This is a genomic window from Thiococcus pfennigii (assembly GCF_016583835.1).
GTDB classification, from domain to species: Bacteria; Pseudomonadota; Gammaproteobacteria; order Chromatiales; family Chromatiaceae; genus Thiococcus; species Thiococcus pfennigii.
In genome coordinates this window covers 57,537-73,177 of record NZ_NRRW01000006.1, presented here as the reverse complement: position 1 = coordinate 73,177, position 15,641 = coordinate 57,537, and the positions used below count along the sequence as shown (strand labels likewise).

Annotated in this window: 12 protein-coding genes; 9 read left to right on the top strand and 3 right to left on the bottom strand. The window is 67.9% G+C overall.

Translation table 11 applies throughout. The features are described 5' to 3' along the window. The first annotated feature begins 1,386 nt into the window (after positions 1-1,386). The 8 genes from CKO41_RS03510 to CKO41_RS03475 all read left to right on the top strand — a co-directional run bounded on the left by CKO41_RS03510 (position 1,387) and on the right by CKO41_RS03475 (position 10,142). Positions 1,387-2,151: a CIS tube protein gene (locus tag CKO41_RS03510; RefSeq protein ID WP_200381279.1), complete on the top strand. Its 765-nt coding sequence runs from the start codon at positions 1,387-1,389 to the stop codon at positions 2,149-2,151. Beyond that, positions 2,148-3,728, top strand: a complete 1,581-nt coding sequence (locus CKO41_RS03505) for a phage baseplate assembly protein V (RefSeq protein ID WP_200381278.1) — start codon at positions 2,148-2,150, stop codon at positions 3,726-3,728. Before CKO41_RS03510 ends, CKO41_RS03505 begins: the two co-directional genes overlap by 4 nt. Continuing rightward, complete coding sequence (locus CKO41_RS03500; RefSeq protein WP_200381277.1) at positions 3,728-4,084, top strand: hypothetical protein; 357 nt, start codon at positions 3,728-3,730, stop codon at positions 4,082-4,084. Before CKO41_RS03505 ends, CKO41_RS03500 begins: the two co-directional genes overlap by 1 nt. A 101-nt stretch (positions 4,085-4,185) precedes the next feature. Beyond that, positions 4,186-4,509, top strand: coding sequence for a GPW/gp25 family protein (locus CKO41_RS03495; protein ID WP_200381276.1), 324 nt, complete (start codon positions 4,186-4,188; stop codon positions 4,507-4,509). A 6-nt stretch (positions 4,510-4,515) separates the two neighbouring features. After that, entirely contained in the window at positions 4,516-7,164 is a 2,649-nt protein-coding gene (locus tag CKO41_RS03490; RefSeq protein ID WP_200381275.1) for a putative baseplate assembly protein, read from the top strand. Further along, complete coding sequence (locus CKO41_RS03485; RefSeq protein WP_200249870.1) at positions 7,145-7,807, top strand: phage tail protein; 663 nt, start codon at positions 7,145-7,147, stop codon at positions 7,805-7,807. Before CKO41_RS03490 ends, CKO41_RS03485 begins: the two co-directional genes overlap by 20 nt. A 190-nt stretch (positions 7,808-7,997) precedes the next feature. Further along, complete coding sequence (locus CKO41_RS03480) at positions 7,998-9,380, top strand: Stk1 family PASTA domain-containing Ser/Thr kinase (RefSeq protein ID WP_200249871.1); 1,383 nt, start codon at positions 7,998-8,000, stop codon at positions 9,378-9,380. Positions 9,381-9,437: 57 nt separating this feature from the next. Next, entirely contained in the window at positions 9,438-10,142 is a 705-nt protein-coding gene (locus CKO41_RS03475; RefSeq protein WP_200381274.1) for a hypothetical protein, read from the top strand. A 19-nt stretch (positions 10,143-10,161) separates the two neighbouring features. Here CKO41_RS03475 and CKO41_RS03470 read toward each other — a convergent pair whose 3' ends face one another. Beyond that, entirely contained in the window at positions 10,162-10,839 is a 678-nt protein-coding gene (locus tag CKO41_RS03470; RefSeq protein WP_200249874.1) for a hypothetical protein, read from the bottom strand. Between the two features lie 40 nt (positions 10,840-10,879). Next, a complete protein-coding gene (locus tag CKO41_RS03465; RefSeq protein ID WP_207143681.1) occupies positions 10,880-11,224 on the bottom strand; it encodes a hypothetical protein in 345 nt (114 codons plus the stop codon). 201 nt (positions 11,225-11,425) lie between these two features. On the opposite strand from CKO41_RS03465, the gene CKO41_RS03460 reads away from it, so the two are divergent. Continuing rightward, entirely contained in the window at positions 11,426-12,409 is a 984-nt protein-coding gene (locus CKO41_RS03460; protein WP_200381272.1) for a FecR family protein, read from the top strand. Between the two features lie 260 nt (positions 12,410-12,669). Here the strand turns inward: CKO41_RS03460 and CKO41_RS03455 are convergent, their stop codons facing one another. Further along, positions 12,670-15,498: a CHAT domain-containing protein gene (locus CKO41_RS03455; RefSeq protein WP_200381271.1), complete on the bottom strand. Its 2,829-nt coding sequence runs from the start codon at positions 15,496-15,498 to the stop codon at positions 12,670-12,672. Positions 15,499-15,641: the final 143 nt, after the last annotated feature.

Genomic DNA, 15,641 nt, shown 5'->3' with positions numbered 1-15,641 from the left:
GCAAGGCGCATCGAACGCCCCGGTCATCGCCTGGTCGCAGCCCCCGACCAGCGGCGAAAGCGACGAGGATCCGGCGGATAGCGCCAGGCCCGCCGACGGCCCCCCGCGGCACTGGCTCGAGCTGGTGCAGCGCCGGGCACCGCAGTGGCTCGCCAGTCTGCCCGAGTCCCCGCCGAAACCGGCACCGCCGACCGCACCAGCCGCGCCGGAAACGCCGTCCAGGCCGGCTCCCGCTGCGACCCCATCGGCGGCTGCGAAGGAGCGAACTGGCGGCTCACCGAGCGTCGCACCGGCGCGGGCTCGACAGGGGATGCGACAACCGGGCGTGCGGGCCCGGACGGCGACACCGGCACGACCACCAGCCCCATCCGCCGGATCTCGGCCGTCATCGCGCTCGACGACCACACCGGTGGAACCACGGCGCGACGCCACCGCGCATCAGGCCCCGATCGCGACCGGGCCGACCCGGAGCCGTGATCGGCATCCGCCCATACCACCGCCAATCGCTTCCCGGCCGCCGGCGCCGGCCGACCCGAGCGACCACGCGACGAAGACCGGGGGCGTGCCGGCGCATCCGTACGCCACCCCCTCGTCCTCGCAGGCGAAGCGGCTCACCGCGGATGCGCCAGGAGACAGGCCCGTGCCACGGCCAGGGGACGAGAAGACCCGAACGTCCGGTGTCGCTTCCGCGGCTCATACGACACCGCGCGGCCGAGGCGCGGCTTCTTCGCGGGCCGAGTCAGGTCACCGGCGCAAAGACCGCGTCATGCCCGCCTCCGCGGCGCGTGCGGCCGACGCCCCGAACCCCTCTCAGCGCACGGCGAGGGACTCGCCACCCCCCTCGCTCGGGACGGTCGCGACCGCGACTCCAGTCGTCGACCGATCCGCTGGCACCGCCGCCCCGGATGTCGCGCCCGCTGCACCACGCGCGCCCACCTCGCCGCGCGGCCGAGGGCCGGCCCAGAGCTCCGTCGGCACCACGCGCCCGGTAGCCCCGGTAGCCCCGGTAGCCCCGGTAGCCGAAGCGGAGTCGACCAACGGGTCGCCGTCGCCAGATCGCCCCGGCCGCGGCCAGCCCGTGCGCCGAACTCCCGGTCCGCCCGGGTCGCGGCCGCTCGAGACCCGGCCCCAAGCCTTCACCAGGGTTCGCCCGGAGGCCAACCCCGAACCCAGCGGGTCGAGCCCGGTGCCCATCAACCGCTGGCCCAGACTCCCGGATGAGCGAGTGGACGACGATGCGGACTGGCCTGATCGCTGGCCGGCGCTGCCCATGGAGGAACGTCGCGAGAGACCAGATGCCAAGTCCCCATGGGGGCCGATCGACGCCTCGGCGGCGGATGTCGGCCGACACCAGGCGCACCTGGATCGCGAACAACGGGGGGAACGGTGGAACGCGTAGCCTTCGTCATCGAGCGGACCGCCGAGCGGATCGGCTGCATGCTCAATCCGGAAAGTCTCGAGCTTCGCCGGCGCGCGGGCTTGGTTCCGGCCGAGACGAGCGGTGGATTGCTCGACGGCCTGGACCTCGCCGATGACCCGCCATTGTTCACGGGCGGCGGAACCACCGAGTTGACCTTGAACCTGCTGTTCGATGTCTCGCTGGCTGGCTCGACACTGGTGTCGGAGGACGTCCGGGATCTGACCGGCCCCCTGTGGCAATTGGCCGAGAATAGCCACGGCCAGCCTGGGGGAAAACGCCCGCCTATCGTGCGCTTCGTCTGGGGCAAGGCATGGAATTGGCCGGCGGTCGTGACCGCGGTCGCCGAACGCCTGGAGGACTTCACTGCCGAGGGGATACCTCGCCGATCCTGGCTCCGCCTGCGCCTGTTACGCGTGGCCGAACCCCTGGTCGATGATGTTCACGAACCGGCGATCACCCCGCCGATCCCGCCCGCCGACTGGCTCGTCGACACGCCGCCGACCCTAGCGGACACGACGGCGATCCATGAAGTCCTGGGCTGGGACGGCACCGTCGACCAAATCACGACGGCGGGCGGAGAACGCGTAGACCAGCTCGCCTATCGCTACTATGGCGACCCATCCCAGTGGCGTTTGCTGGCCTGGGCGAACGGCCTGTTGGATCCACTCCGGTTGACCGGCGGCGAGGTGTTGTCGATCCCGGCGGCGCAGGACCTCGAGGACGGGTTGTGAGCGGGCTCCGAGGCATCCCGCGGCTGCGGCTGCTGGTCGATGATCAGCCGCTCCCGCATGGCGCGGCCGCGACCCTGGCCGAGGTACGGATCCAGCAACGCAGCTCGCTGCCGACGCTCTGCGAATTGATCTTCCACGATCCGCCGGCATCGCTCGCCGATGGTAGCCAGCTGATGCCGGGGGCTTGGCTGCGAATCGCCGTCGAGCAGCGACCGCAACCGGTCCTCTTCGCCGGCGAGGTCACGGCCGTCCAGTACGGATACGGACCCTCCCAAACGCGCGCGCTGACCGTGCGAGCCTACGACCAGCTGCATCGGCTACGCAAGCGTCAGCCGGTGCGAACCTATTCGAACGCCACGCCACTCGAGTTGGCCCGCGAGCTGACCGCCGACCTCGACCTCGCGGTCGAGGCCGAGACCGAGGATGACGGTCCAAGGACACCGCTACGTGTCCAGTGGCGCCAATCCAACCTGGAACTCCTGTCCGAGGCAACGGCCGCGGCCGGTCTCTATTTCGTCGTCTACGACCAGGTCTTGCACCTGTTCAGCTTGCAAGGATTCGGCGAGCCGATCGGGCTGACCTACGGCGAGGGGCTGATCGAGGCCGAGGTCGAGATCAACGCGGATCCCGCCTGCCGCGCGGTCCAGACGCTGGCCTGGGATCCCGCTCTGGCGGAGGCCCGCGACGGCAGCGCCGACACGCCGCGCAGTGGGCGTGAGGTCCCATTCGATTTGGATCTCGCGGCCCTGGGCGTCACCGCGCCGCGCGTCCTCGCCGATCGGGTCTTGCCAAGCCACGCCGACGCCGCCGCCCTGGCGCAAGCCGAGCTGGATCGACGCGTCTCCGGCGAGGTCGAGCTGCGTGCGACCGCGACCGGCGATCCGCGACTCAGGCCGGGCGCCAGGGTCCAGATCCAGGGACTCGCCCCCCATGTGTGCGGCCACTATGTGTTGACCGCCGTGACCCACACCCTCGATCGGCGACGGGGATTTCTCACGCGCATCGATACGGCGCCGCCGGTCGGCCGTCGGCCGGAATCGGGCACGCTGACGACGATCGGAGTCGTCACGACGGTCGAGGATCCGGATGGGCTCGGGCGCGTCCGCGTCACCCTACCAAGCTATGCCGGCATCGAGACCGGTTGGCTTCAGGTGCTCAGCCCGGGCGCGGGCAGCGCCAAGGGACTCGTGCTGCTACCGGATCGCGACGATCTGGTGCTGGTATTGCTCCCCGGAGCGGATCCTGCGCAGGGAATCGTCCTGGGTGGCCTCTTTGGCGCCGAAGGTCCACCGGACGCCGGGATCGCCGACGGGAAGCGTCGCCGCTTCACGTTGCTCACCCCGGACGGGCAGCGGATTCAGCTCGATGAGGAGAAACGGACCCTGCGACTGGAGTCGGGACGCGGCGACTTCCTGCAACTGTCACCGGGGCGGGCGCGACTCGGAAACAACAGCGGAAGCTACGTGGAACTGGGCCGCGATACGCTCAAGATCCAGGCAACGGGCGACCTCGACATCGCCGCACCGGGGCACGCCGTAACCATCCGGGGCGCCTCGATCGACTTCGAGCCAGCCTGATGGACAGGCAACCCCTCGTCGCCGAGAACGCGTTGATCACCTGCCCGCACCTGACCGGACGGGTCGGGCTCGTGACCTCGCAGGGTCTGGTACGCAGCGAGGGCTTGCGACTGCTGGTGCGGCCCGATCCGGAGGCCCGACCGATCGCCGGATGCAGCAATTTCAATCCGGTCCAGGGCATCAAGCCCTGCACCCTGACGCTCGCTGTCACGAGCGGTTACTCGGACTTGGTCCGCATCCAGGGTCGGCCCGTGTGTCTCGCCAACTTGACCGGCTACACCGATGGCACCCCGCCTGGGACGCACCGCTACGGGGTCCGGCAACCCGGCCAGCATCTGGTCTCGGTGAGCCGATGAGCGACACGCGGCCTTTTCGCGCACTGCGCTTCGGACACCCGGACTTCGCGATCCGGGGGGGACGACCAGGTCTTCAAGTCGGGCCGACCGGGGCACCGGCCATGATCGAGGGCGACGATTCGATTCGCCAGTCGATCCTGCTGCTGCTCACGACTCGCCCGGGCGAGCGCGTCATGCGGCCCGATTACGGCTGCGAGCTCTATCGCCTGGCCTTCAGTCCGAACGATGCGACGACCGCGGGTCTGGCGATCCACTACGTGCGCCGCGCCTTGACCCGCTGGGAGCCACGCATCGACCTGCTCCATCTCGATGCTGGCCCTGGTCACGACGGACCGGACCGGCTGGAGATCGACCTGACCTATCGCGTCCGCCGAACCGGCCGGGATGGACGACTGGTCTTTCCGGTGGATCTGAACGAGGCCTAGGCAGAAATGTCGCTTCCTCCCCTCAATCTCGACGATCGGACCTTCGACGACCTGATGGCCCAGGCCCTGGCGCACATCGAGCATGCCTGCCCGCACTGGACCGATCGAACGCCCGGCGACCCAGGTATCGTACTGATCGAGACCTTCGCCTTTCTGACCGAAACCCTGCTTTACCGGCTGAATCGACTGCCTGACAAGGTCTATATCGAATTGTTGCGACTCCTCGGCGTCAAGCTGGGACCACCAGCGGCGGCCGTTGCAACCCTGCGCTTTTCGTTGAAGGCGCCGAGAACGGATACGGTGGAGGTCCCGCGCGGCACCCGCGTCAGCGGCGAACCCGGCGCGCCGACCGACAGCGCCCCGGTATTCGCGACAGCCGAGAGCCTGCGCATTCCGGCCGGGCAGACGATGGGTGAGGTCCGCGCCTATCACTGCGACTGGGTCGACGGGGAAGGTCCGGATGTCGTCGCCGGGCGCCCCGGACGACCTGGTCTCGTATTGCGCACCCGCCGACACCCGATCGTCGCCACCGGCGATGATCTCGATCTGGTGGTCGGCATCGAAACGGACCCGGCGTCGCTCGACGTGGGCGCACCGATGCGCCGTCATCAGGGTCGAACCTATCGGCTGTGGCGCGAGGTCGAGAGTTTCGCCCATCCGGGCCCGGACGCGTTCGTATACACCGCCGACCGGGCCGCCGGGCTGATCTTCTTCGCGCCCGCGTTGCGCCCGGGGTCCGACCCATCCGGCGCCGGGGCACCCACCGCCCTGGCCGCGGTCCCGCCAAGCGAGCGCGACATCCGGATCTGGTACCGAAGTGGCGGCGGCCCTGCCGGCAATGTGAACCGGGGTGTGTTGACATCATTGAAGGATCCAATCGCCGGGGTCCACCTGGACGTCGTCAATCCGGAACCGGCGAGCGGTGGGCGCGCGGGCGAGACGCTGGACAACGCCTTGCTGCGGGGTCCCCAAGAGATCCATTCGTTGCATCGGGTGGTGACCGCCCGTGACTTCGAGGCCGTGGCGCTGAAGAGTCCCGGCAACCTGAACCGGGCCCATGCCTATGCGCAGGCGGAGTTCTGGACCTTCGCCCAACCCGGGACCGTCGAGGTCGTCTGCGTCCCGCAACTCCCGTCCGGGTCGAACCCGAGCCATCCGATCACCGCCGACCAGATCCACCAACACGAGACCGCAGAGGCCCTGGACCGGGTCCAGGCGGAACTCGAACAGCGTCGCCCGCTGGGGATCGGCTGCCGTGTCGTCTGGGCACACTACAAGGAGGTCAAGGTGCGAACCCGGGTCGTCGTCCATCGCGGAGAGGACCCCGGGGCCGTCAGACGGCGTCTGCTCGAGCGGCTCTACGCGACCATCACCCCCTTTGCCGGCTCCGAGGATCGGGCTGCGTGGCCGTTTGGGCAACCGCTCAGCACCTTTCATGTGAACCGCATGCTAGGGTCGGAGCCCGGCGTGAAGGACGTGGATCCCGTATGCCTGCTGGTCGCGGGCACGCCGAACCGCAACGTCCAGACGCTTGCCATCGACGCCTTCCAGCCGGCCACCTGGTATGCCGCGGCCGGCTCCACGCTCTACCGGTCACTGAACGATGGAGACGGGTGGGAACCGATCGCCGACTTTCCCGGCGAGACGATCGACTCGATCCGGCCCTATCCTCGCGAGATCGCGGTCGGCCCAGGGCGTCCCGGTCTGCTGGCCGCCGTCACGCGGGTCGACGATCAGAAGGGTTCGCGGATCCACATCTCGCATGATTGTGGTGAACACTGGTCGCCAGCCCACGGGACCCAGTTCCGCATCGAGGACATGGCCTGGCTCGAGCGCGACGGACACCTGCGCCTGATCCTCGCGACCGAGATCGGCCTGCTCGACCTGCGACTGAATGAAGGCGAGACGCCGACTCAGATCCTGGTGGATCCAGCGGAGCAGCAACTCGGTTTCTATGGGGTCGCCGCCTCGATCGACGCGCTCGGGCAGCGCACCAGCGTTGCCGTCGCGGCGCGCGGTCGCGGCGGCATCTACCTCTCGGAGGAAGACGGCCTGCCTGGGACCTACCGCTTCGTCGGTCTCAAGGATGAGAAGATCCGCCGCCTCCTCGTCCAGCATGCCGGTCCGCGACGGTACCTCTGGGCCTGTCATACCGCAGTCGGAGACGATCCCGGCGAGGGTTGCTCACGCCTCGACCTGTCCGGAAACACGGGCGGGTCGGGCGATTGGTTGAGGCTGCGGGATGGCTGGGCCGCGGGCGGCTGCGAGGACCTGGCCTTCGTCGACACGCGGGTGCTGGCCGCCTCGACGCGTCGCGGGGTCTTGACCATCGACCCGCAGGCCCCTCAGCCGCGCTGGCAGGAGCCGAATCTCGGTTGCGGCCTACCACTGCGTGCGAACGGCCCCCACCTGGAACGACTAGAGGCGGTCGCGGTCGAGCGCGTCAGACCCGACGCCGAGTCGACCATGTTGATGGCCGCTGGTCCCAAGGGGGTCTATCGCAGCCGCCTCGGTCAGGGTGACCCGGAGCTGAGCTTCGAACCATCCTCCCGCGATCGGTATCTCGACCGGGTCACGATCCCAATGACCTGGCTGTTCTGCTCCGGTGAGCACGAGATCGACGTCGAGCACGACGATGAATCGGATCGAAATTGAACAACTGCTCCCCGAGGTCTTCCGACGCGCCACGGTCCCCGGCGAACCACTGGCCGAGTTGCTGGAGATCATGGTCCAGTTCCAGGCCCCGGCCGAGGCCACCATCGAACGGATCGAGAGCTATTTCAATCCGCGGATCGCACCGGAGGCATTCCTGCCGATGCTCGCCGCCTGGGTGGACCTGTCTCGCCTCGTCGGCGGCGCCGCGACGCGAGACCCGGGACGTGACTGGCAACTCGATCCTGGGCGGTTGCGCGAACTGATCCTGGCCGCCGCCGAGCTCTCGCAATGGCGCGGCACTCGGTACGGCCTCAAGAGGTTCCTCGAGATCGCGACGGGCAGATCGGGCTTTTCATTCGACGAGTCCGGAGCCGGTGACGACGGGAGGCCACGGCCGTTCCATCTGCGGGTGCGGGCACCCGGTTCAGCGCGCGCCCAACGGCGCCTGATCGAGCGGATCCTCGTTCAGGAGAAGCCGGCCCATCTGACCTACGAGTTGGTCTTCATCGAAGAGGCGACGTCACCCGAAGGAGCACCGCCGGCCTGGATCGCCGGCGAACAGGCATCCGGTCGCCCGGACGTCGAACCGACGGCTGGCCTGAGTGACGACTCGAGAACAATCGGTACATCTTCTCGGAACTGAGAAACACGCGAAAGGGCTGAACATACACAGGGGGAACGGCTGGTTTCTCGCGCCTTGCGGCATTTCGTCGTTTCTTTTTCCTCCGCGCGCTTGTCTCGGTTGCGTCCGAGCCGTTCCTCAGACGACTGGCGAGCGTCCTGGACCCAAGAAGCGATGCCGAGCGAGCACGGCCTACCCACAACGAGAGGACATGACCATGGCCATTGCGACCCTCACCCATGTCGCCGGGACGGAGACGCTGACCGGCACGCCCGGGCAGACCGTCGACTATGGTTTTCTGTTGACCAACACGAGCGGCGGCCGCCTGCGAATGAGCATCGAGGCGCGCCCCCAGGCCCCGGCCGAGCCCGGCTGGTTCGCGATCCAGGGCGCCGTGGAACGGGATCTCGAGACGGGCCAGACCGAGAACCTGACGGTCAAGGTCACGATTCCACCGGCAACGCCGCCTGGGCGCTACGCGTTTCGGCTCCGCGGCTACCTGACGGATGACCGCGAACGCACGATCGAGAGTCCGGAACTCGTCCTTCAGGTCCCTGAGCCGAACGGCCCCCTGCCCAAGCCGAACGGCGATCGCAAGGTGCCCTGGTGGGCCATCGCCGGCGGCGTCGGTGCCATCCTGGTCATCGGCGGGCTCATCGCCGGGCTGCTGTTCATCGACGGCACGCCGACGATGCCGCAACTGGAGGGCAAATCGGTCAAGGAGGCCATCGCGCTGCTGAAGGAGGAGAAGATCGGCTTTCAAATCTACGAGGAATTCACCGGCGCGGTCGATAGCGGCCAGGTCATCCGCCAAGAACCCGCACCGGGCACCGAGATGGAGTCCGAGGACTTCGCGAGCCTGGTTGTCGAGACCCTCTCGGTCGCCACACCGAACCTCGTCGATCTCTCGATCGCCCAGGCCGAGGAGCGACTCGTCGCCGAAGGACTCGCGCTCGGCCCGGTCAGCGACGAAGAGAGCGCCACGGCCCAGGGCGGCGTCGTGTTGCGACAGACACCGGCGGCCAACGAGCGGGTCCTGCCCGGCACCTCGATCGCCGTCGTGGTCGCCAAGGAGATGGTCACCGTCAACAGCCTGGTCGGTCAAACGGTGTCCGAGGCCAGCCAGAGCCTCGTCGCCCAGGGTCTGCGGCAAGGCCGGATCACCCAGCGGCGCACCGGCGGCACCCCAGGGGTGGTCTTGAGTCACAACCCGGCAGCCGGGGCACGCGTCTCGGCCGGCACGGCCGTCGCGCTGGTCGTCGAAGATCAGATGGTACAGGTACCCAATGTCATCGGCACCCCGCACACCGATGCGTCGGCCACCTTGGCGCAGCTCGGGTTGAGGGTCGGCACCATCACCCACCTGTCGCAAGGAAAGCCAGCGGGCTCCGTCCTGGCCCAGCGGCCGGGGCCGCGGTCGCGGGTCGCGGTCGGTTCGAGCGTCGACCTCGACGTCGAACGACGGCGCGTCATCGGGCAGGTAGACCCCGTCATCATGCAGCCAAACAGCGTGCTGCTCCAACAGCTTCAGAATCCGCAAACTCAGGTCATCGGCAATACCTTGCGGGTGGTTCCGCCGGACGACGGCCAATGAAGAGGAGGCTGACGAGTCAGCCAGCGCAGGCACGCACTCGAAGCCAGGGCCAAGACCATGGATAGGCGCGCGGCCCTGGTCGTGTTCGGGTTGGCGGTCATCGCCGCCCTCTATCTGGTCGGCTTGGGACTCGGCCTGCGGGTCAATGCCAACGGTGGGTCGATCGACCTGAACGAGGCGACCGCCGGTTGGCTCGCGAAGGGGATGGGATGGCTCCAACGCCTGGCCCCGAGGCTCGACCTGGAGGGTCTCGTCTGTGACGACGAAGGGGCGCAGCAACCGGTGACCGATGGCGTTCGACTCGCGGTCACGGGTCCCGGCGCAGCGAGCTGCGACATCCGGATCCCGACCGGATTCGCCGATGAGATGCGCCGCGCCGAGCTCCGCGCGGAGGGGGGACAACCGACCCTCTACGTCCTGGCAAACCTGCCGAAGGAGCATTTCCCCTCCGATCCGCGCCGCGCCGCGTCCGGACAAGCCCCTTGCTACGCGCCGGAGGCCGGAGGCCACCCCGCACCGCCGGACCTGCTCCGGGTCGAGGTGCGTTTCCGGCCGGCCAGCGCCCCGAGCGGTGACACCTGGCCGCCTTGTCTGCGCCGGCTCGAGCCCGGCGAGGCCCTCCCCATCACGGTGCAGAGCAGCGAGAAACGAGACGACTACGCGACCCTCACGCTGAGGCTGCGCTGCCAACCCTGCCCGCCCAACGTCGCCTGTGCGTGCCGCGAGGGTCGGCGCAATGCGGCGCACCTGCGGATGGAGTGACGCGGCGCCGCAACGGCGCCTAGGCCAGGCGCACCTTCAGCGCCTTGACCACCGCCATCAGGCTGCCGAACAAGCCCAGCAAGGCCCAGATCGCCGCGACCAGACCCACCAGGATCGCCGCCGCCGCATCGAGGATCGAGACGAGTAGGCTGGGGACCAGGGCGTGCAGGAAGACCACGAGAAGGTTCAACAATAGCGAGATCGCGATGAGGATCACCAGACCCTTGTTCTCCAGGAAGCGTTGATGGGCGAGCAGCAGGCTCACGACCATCGCGAGTTTGAGCGTCATCAGGATACCGAGCGTCGCCCGTGCCACACCGACCGGGAAATCCGCGTAGGCCGCCAGATAGGCGATCGTCCCGAACGGCACCGCGAGGAACAACGAGACCATCAGTATCAACTTGGCCAACGCGACCAACACCAGGAGTACGCCAGCCACCAACAGCACGAGGAAGAAGACCAGGCTTACAATCCCCTGGAGCCGTCCCTGGAGTCGCGCCGGCGCGACCAAGGCCAAGGCCATGAGAACGAGCGAGTAGAGCAGGATCGCATCATAGAGGGCCAGGTACGGGATCCCGAGTCCGGGCGTATCGCGCGCCAGAAACGCCGGGAGCGCCGCGGCGCCGAGTTGGATCATCAAGATCGACGCAGCCAGCGCCAACGCGAGGATCAGAAAGGGGGTGCGGAGTTGCTCCATCAGCCGGGCCTCTCGAGCGCAGAGTGGCGGTCGGTGCGCACTAGAACCAACTCCGCAGCAGCTCCGGGGGTCTTTCGTCATCCGGGGCCAGACGCTGCTCAACGGGTGCGACCTCCTGGGTCTTCATCATGCCCACGGCGGTCTCGTTGATTCCGACCGCGACCGAGAAGATGGTGACCGAGTTGATCAGGTAGAGGACGACACGCTGCACGCGCGACAGACTGCGGTCGCCAAAGGCGAGGGTCCCGAACAGGAAGGCGAAGGCCAGGGCCGTCAGGGCCGGAGGCAGGCCGAACTGCACGACCAGCGTGCTGGTCATGGTCATCGTGGCCATGCCGGCGACGGCAGGTGTCACCATCGGTTTCGCGCGAAAATACTCTTCCATCGGCAACGGCCTCATGCGGACCATGGCAACGAGTGTAGCACCGCCAAGGAATTCGACATCGAAAAGACCTACCGTGGCGATCAACTAGACTAAAGGGTACCTTGAAAAATTCAAAATGCCCCCTTAAGAAGCCGCCCGCTCCTCCGTTCGGACGGCATGGATCGCGAACACCTGAACCTGGGCTGATAGCCCCAATCGCGCTTGGAGGTCTGGATGCGATCGCCGTACACCCAAGCCGGATGGCCGGCGGCCCTTCTCTCAGTGGTGGCCTTGGTGACCGGCTGCAATACGATGCCGACGACGCCAGTCCCCGATGGGGGAATCGCCGACGGCGACGAGAATACCGATCCGCGCTTCGTGCGCACCGACAAGCGCGCGACGATCGGCCGGGTCCGCATCGTCGGGCGGAACGTCTTCGTCGACGATCGGCGCGTGCAACAGGATCAGCGACTGGCGAACAATGCCGACGTTCGCACCGGGCCACGGAGTTGGGTGCGCGTCGAATTCGATCCGGCCCTGGAGGCAGGCTGCCGAACCCTGATCCAAGGGTTTCGTCGAGGCAACCTGTACGGCGAGAGCGAGGGCTGTCCCCACGAGGTCACGGCGGAGCCTGGCACGATTCGGGCCGAACCCGTACCGACCCGCTACCACCTGGGTGCGCGGGGGGGCTCGGTGGTGGTCACGGTGATCGAGGGCGCCGCGGTGGTCTGGGCGAAATGGAGTCCATCACAACCGATTCGGGTCGGCCCCATGCAAGAGGCAAGGGTCGCTCCTGGGAACGTCATCGGACCAACGCCCGTCACGCGACGCCAGGTGGAGGCGCGTACCGCTTGGCGGGCATCCCTCGAGAGGGGCCTCGAAAACCGGACGGGCATCGATCCGGCCCTGTGCGAGGGTTACGCCGCCGAAGCGGTCCGGCAATCTGGACAGAACCTACAGTACCGATGCGGCTTCGACGGGCCCCTTTGGGCGCCGGACTTCGAGACCCACCTGAATTGGTGTCTAGCCCAGGGCGAGCCAGCGTCGCTCGAACGCCAGACGGCCGCGCGCGCCCGGGCCTTGCGCGATTGCCAAGCGAAGAACCAGGGCTCCACGCAATCGCAGGGGACCGCAAGGCCGCTCCTTCTAGGGATCTTCTCGGACCTGCTGAGACGACGCGCCGAGCCTTCGCCCGACAACCAGTAGCCAGAGACGGACAGCGACGCCACGGGGCAAGGATGCCCGGCCATTTTCAGTCGCCTAAACGACTGAAAATGAAGCGAAGCGGAAATCGCATTTTCGCTTCCTGTCTTGAGAAATTGCCCGGATGGCAATTTCTCGAGGTCCCCGCAAGAGGGGGGACCAAGCCCAACCGCCCGTATCGCGGTTCCACAGACCCCGACGTCCCGGAGACCCAGGTGCCGTCGACGCAGGACCCCGAACCGGTCTTACGTTGAGCGAACCGACTACAGCCAATTACCCATCAGGAGGAAGGGCGCCCAGTAATACGGATGGGCATACCCGCTGGTTGTCGATGGACAGCGCTCATCCTGCACGTGGGCAACTCCGCGGGCCGCCGAGCTCAGCGCTCCGTGCTCGTCGGGTCTGATAAAGGCCAGTTGCGTTCGGCGCAAGGCCTCCGCCTTGGTCAAACCGGCGCGCCGATTCAGATGAAACCGTTCCATGAACGTGGCCGTGCTGCGGTCTGGCACCTTCCAGAGCGTCGCGATGACCGCCTTCGCGCCCTTGTCCTGCGCGATCGCCCCGAAACTCTCGATCTCGCGGCCGTCGCCGGCGGCTGCGCCCAACCCCGTCTCGCAAGCCGACAGCGCCAACAACTCCAGGCCCGTGAAGGGATAACGCCCGAGCTTCATGCGCTGCAGGTCCAATCGTTCCCCATCCCCGGTGAGCAGATAGGACTCCGCGGCGGTACCAGGCGCGAAATGGAAGTGGCTGGCCAGATGGACGACCTGGTAGTCGCCGTTCAGGACCCGTTGCAGCCGCTGCGCCGTGAAGGCCTGGTCCACGAAGACCACCCCCGGCCATACCCCGCGCAGGTCCGCCGGATCCAGCTTCACGATCGCATCGAGTTCATCGCGCACCGCTGGCAATGGCGAGAAGCCCCCGACGGCAGCGCTGGTGCCGAGACCGGCCACACGCCAGTCGGGCACAGGTGGAGCCAGCAAATTGACCTTTCCGGCCGCTGTATAGATCACGACCGCATAGTCATCGACGAGGAAGCCGTCACCATCCTGAAGCGCCGCCAGCGGCAGATAGCGCAGCGACTGATCGAGGTAGACCATCAGGGTCTTGGCCCCGTACGCGTGCAGATCCTCGGCAACGGGCTCGATCAGGTGGCGATGGAGCGCCCGTGCCTCGGGCGCCGGATCCTGGCACGGATCGACGAGCTTGGCACGGTAACTCCAAATCAGCTGGTTCAGTTCCGCACGGGCAACGGGACTCTCCCGGTGCAGGACGGGCGTATTGGGATCGGGTCCGGTCAAGAGCAGACGCAATCGATCGTCGGTCACGAAGTAATGCAGCAGAACGGCCCCGTGCCCCAGTTGGGCCAGCGTCCCGGAGAACCCCGGCAGGGCGCGCCATTCGGCGTCGCCGAATTCGCCGCGGCCTTCGGCAGCCAACGTGGCCCTGAGATCCTCGACGAGGGCGCGATAGCCCTGCTCCACCAGATCCAGATCCCTTTCGAGCCCCTCCAAGCGGACCTCTTCGGCTGGGGTCAGCGGTTCCTTGCGCACCAACTCGCTGTACTGAGCGCCGATCGCGACCGCCTGCGCCTGAATCTCCTGGTAACGCTCCCACCAGGGGGCCTCGACGCGGGTCAGACTGGCGCGCGTCGAACGCGGATCCGCGTCCGGTACACCGCGCAGGAACTCGAAGTACTCGTCCTCCTTGAGCATCGCCAACACCTGCTGGGCCTCCGCGAAGCGCCCCTCGTCGATCAGAAGCCCGGCCAGCCGACGGTAAACCCCCTCCTTGTCGGACAGGAACCCGCCCTGCAGAGAGGGATCGAGTGCGCGGAGGTCGCGGCGAATACCCTGCAGGCGATTCACGGCCAGCTTGCCGAAGAAGACCGCGGTCGGCACGGCACCGGTCGCGGCATGGACCTGGGCCAGGCCGTCGAAGGCGCGCCAGACCGCTTCGGCACGGCCATCGCTCCCGGCAAGGGTCAAGACACGCAGGAAATGGTCGCGGGCCTCATCGTAGTGCGCGAGTTGCAACGACAAGACCCCGAGATTCTGATGGCTGGTGATCTGCCCAGGGCGATCCGCGATCTCCTCTCTGATGAGCAGCGCGCGCTCGTGGGCCGCGAGGGCGCGTTCGGTTCGCCCGAGCCGCCGCTCGAGGTCGCCGATGTTGTTGAGGGTCCGAGCCGCACCCGCGGGATCGGGGAGACCCTCCTTGATGCGCAGCGAGCGACGGTAGGCGGCCAAGGCCCGCCGATACTCGCCGCGGGCCTGATAGATGATGCCGAGATTGTTATGGGCATTGGCCTCGACCGACCGGCTGCCGGCCGCACGCGCGAGGGCCAGGGAACGCTCGCAATGGCCGATCGCCGTCGTCCGATCCTGGAGATTCTGATACAGGAGACACAGGTTGCCGTGGACCAGCGCCTGGCCGGCCCGATCGCCGAGATCCTCGCGCCGTGCCAGCGACTCCCGATAACGCGTCAGCGCGTCGGCATACTCCGCACGCAGACGATGAAGCCCGCCGAGGGCATTGAGGGCGCGTGCCTCGCCCCACCGATCGCCTGCCTCGCGCGACAACGCGAGCGCCTCGATGTAGAGCCGTTCGGCCTCGGCGTCCTCACCGAGATCCTGATGAACGAGGGCCAGATAACGGACCGTTTCGCCTTCCTCGTCGAGGCGACCGAGCCGCTGTGCCAGCTGCCGCGATCGCCGCAGATAGTCCAAGGCGACCGATGGCTCGCCGAGGCGCCGCGCGACCAGGCCCAGGACGCGGAGAGCCGCCGCCTCCAGAACCGGATCCTCGATCACACGCGCCTGCTCCAGCGCCTTCGCCGCATGGCGGCGCGCCTCGCCATAGCGGCCCATGCCCTCGTCGACGCGCGCGAGTTTCACGAGCAGGCGCGTCTCGGGCCCCGCCTCGCCTCGCGCGAGATCCAGACCGGACCGCCAGAATCGCTCGGCCTCCCGGTAGCGGCCCGCGTCGAAGGCGATCTGGCCGGCCTCCTCGTCCTGCGCCCAGGAGTCCCCCGGCAACGACGCTGGACCATGGGCACAACCGGCCACCAACCAGACCAGGGAGACGATCATCGCCCAGCCGCGGGGCGACGACCGGGATGGCGCAAACCGGGTCGCGTCGCCATCCCGCCCCGCGATCCGGCTGCCCATCGGGACGACCGAGGACCTATGTATCAGGGCTTGGCTGCTGGGTCTCGGCCCCATGGATCCGGACC

Excerpts from the sequence above, each read along its gene's own strand:
- CKO41_RS03500 (WP_200381277.1), top strand. The coding sequence starts at position 3,728 with ATGGACAGGCAACCCCTCGTCGCCGAGAACGCGTTGATCACCTGCCCG.
- CKO41_RS03495 (WP_200381276.1), top strand. The coding sequence starts at position 4,186 with ATGATCGAGGGCGACGATTCGATTCGCCAGTCGATCCTGCTGCTGCTC.
- CKO41_RS03490 (WP_200381275.1), top strand. The coding sequence starts at position 4,516 with ATGTCGCTTCCTCCCCTCAATCTCGACGATCGGACCTTCGACGACCTG.
- CKO41_RS03485 (WP_200249870.1), top strand. The coding sequence starts at position 7,145 with ATGAATCGGATCGAAATTGAACAACTGCTCCCCGAGGTCTTCCGACGC.
- CKO41_RS03480 (WP_200249871.1), top strand. The coding sequence starts at position 7,998 with ATGACCATGGCCATTGCGACCCTCACCCATGTCGCCGGGACGGAGACG.
- CKO41_RS03475 (WP_200381274.1), top strand. The coding sequence starts at position 9,438 with ATGGATAGGCGCGCGGCCCTGGTCGTGTTCGGGTTGGCGGTCATCGCC.
- CKO41_RS03470 (WP_200249874.1), bottom strand. The coding sequence starts at position 10,839 with ATGGAGCAACTCCGCACCCCCTTTCTGATCCTCGCGTTGGCGCTGGCT.
- CKO41_RS03465 (WP_207143681.1), bottom strand. The coding sequence starts at position 11,224 with ATGGAAGAGTATTTTCGCGCGAAACCGATGGTGACACCTGCCGTCGCC.
- CKO41_RS03455 (WP_200381271.1), bottom strand. The coding sequence starts at position 15,498 with ATGATCGTCTCCCTGGTCTGGTTGGTGGCCGGTTGTGCCCATGGTCCA.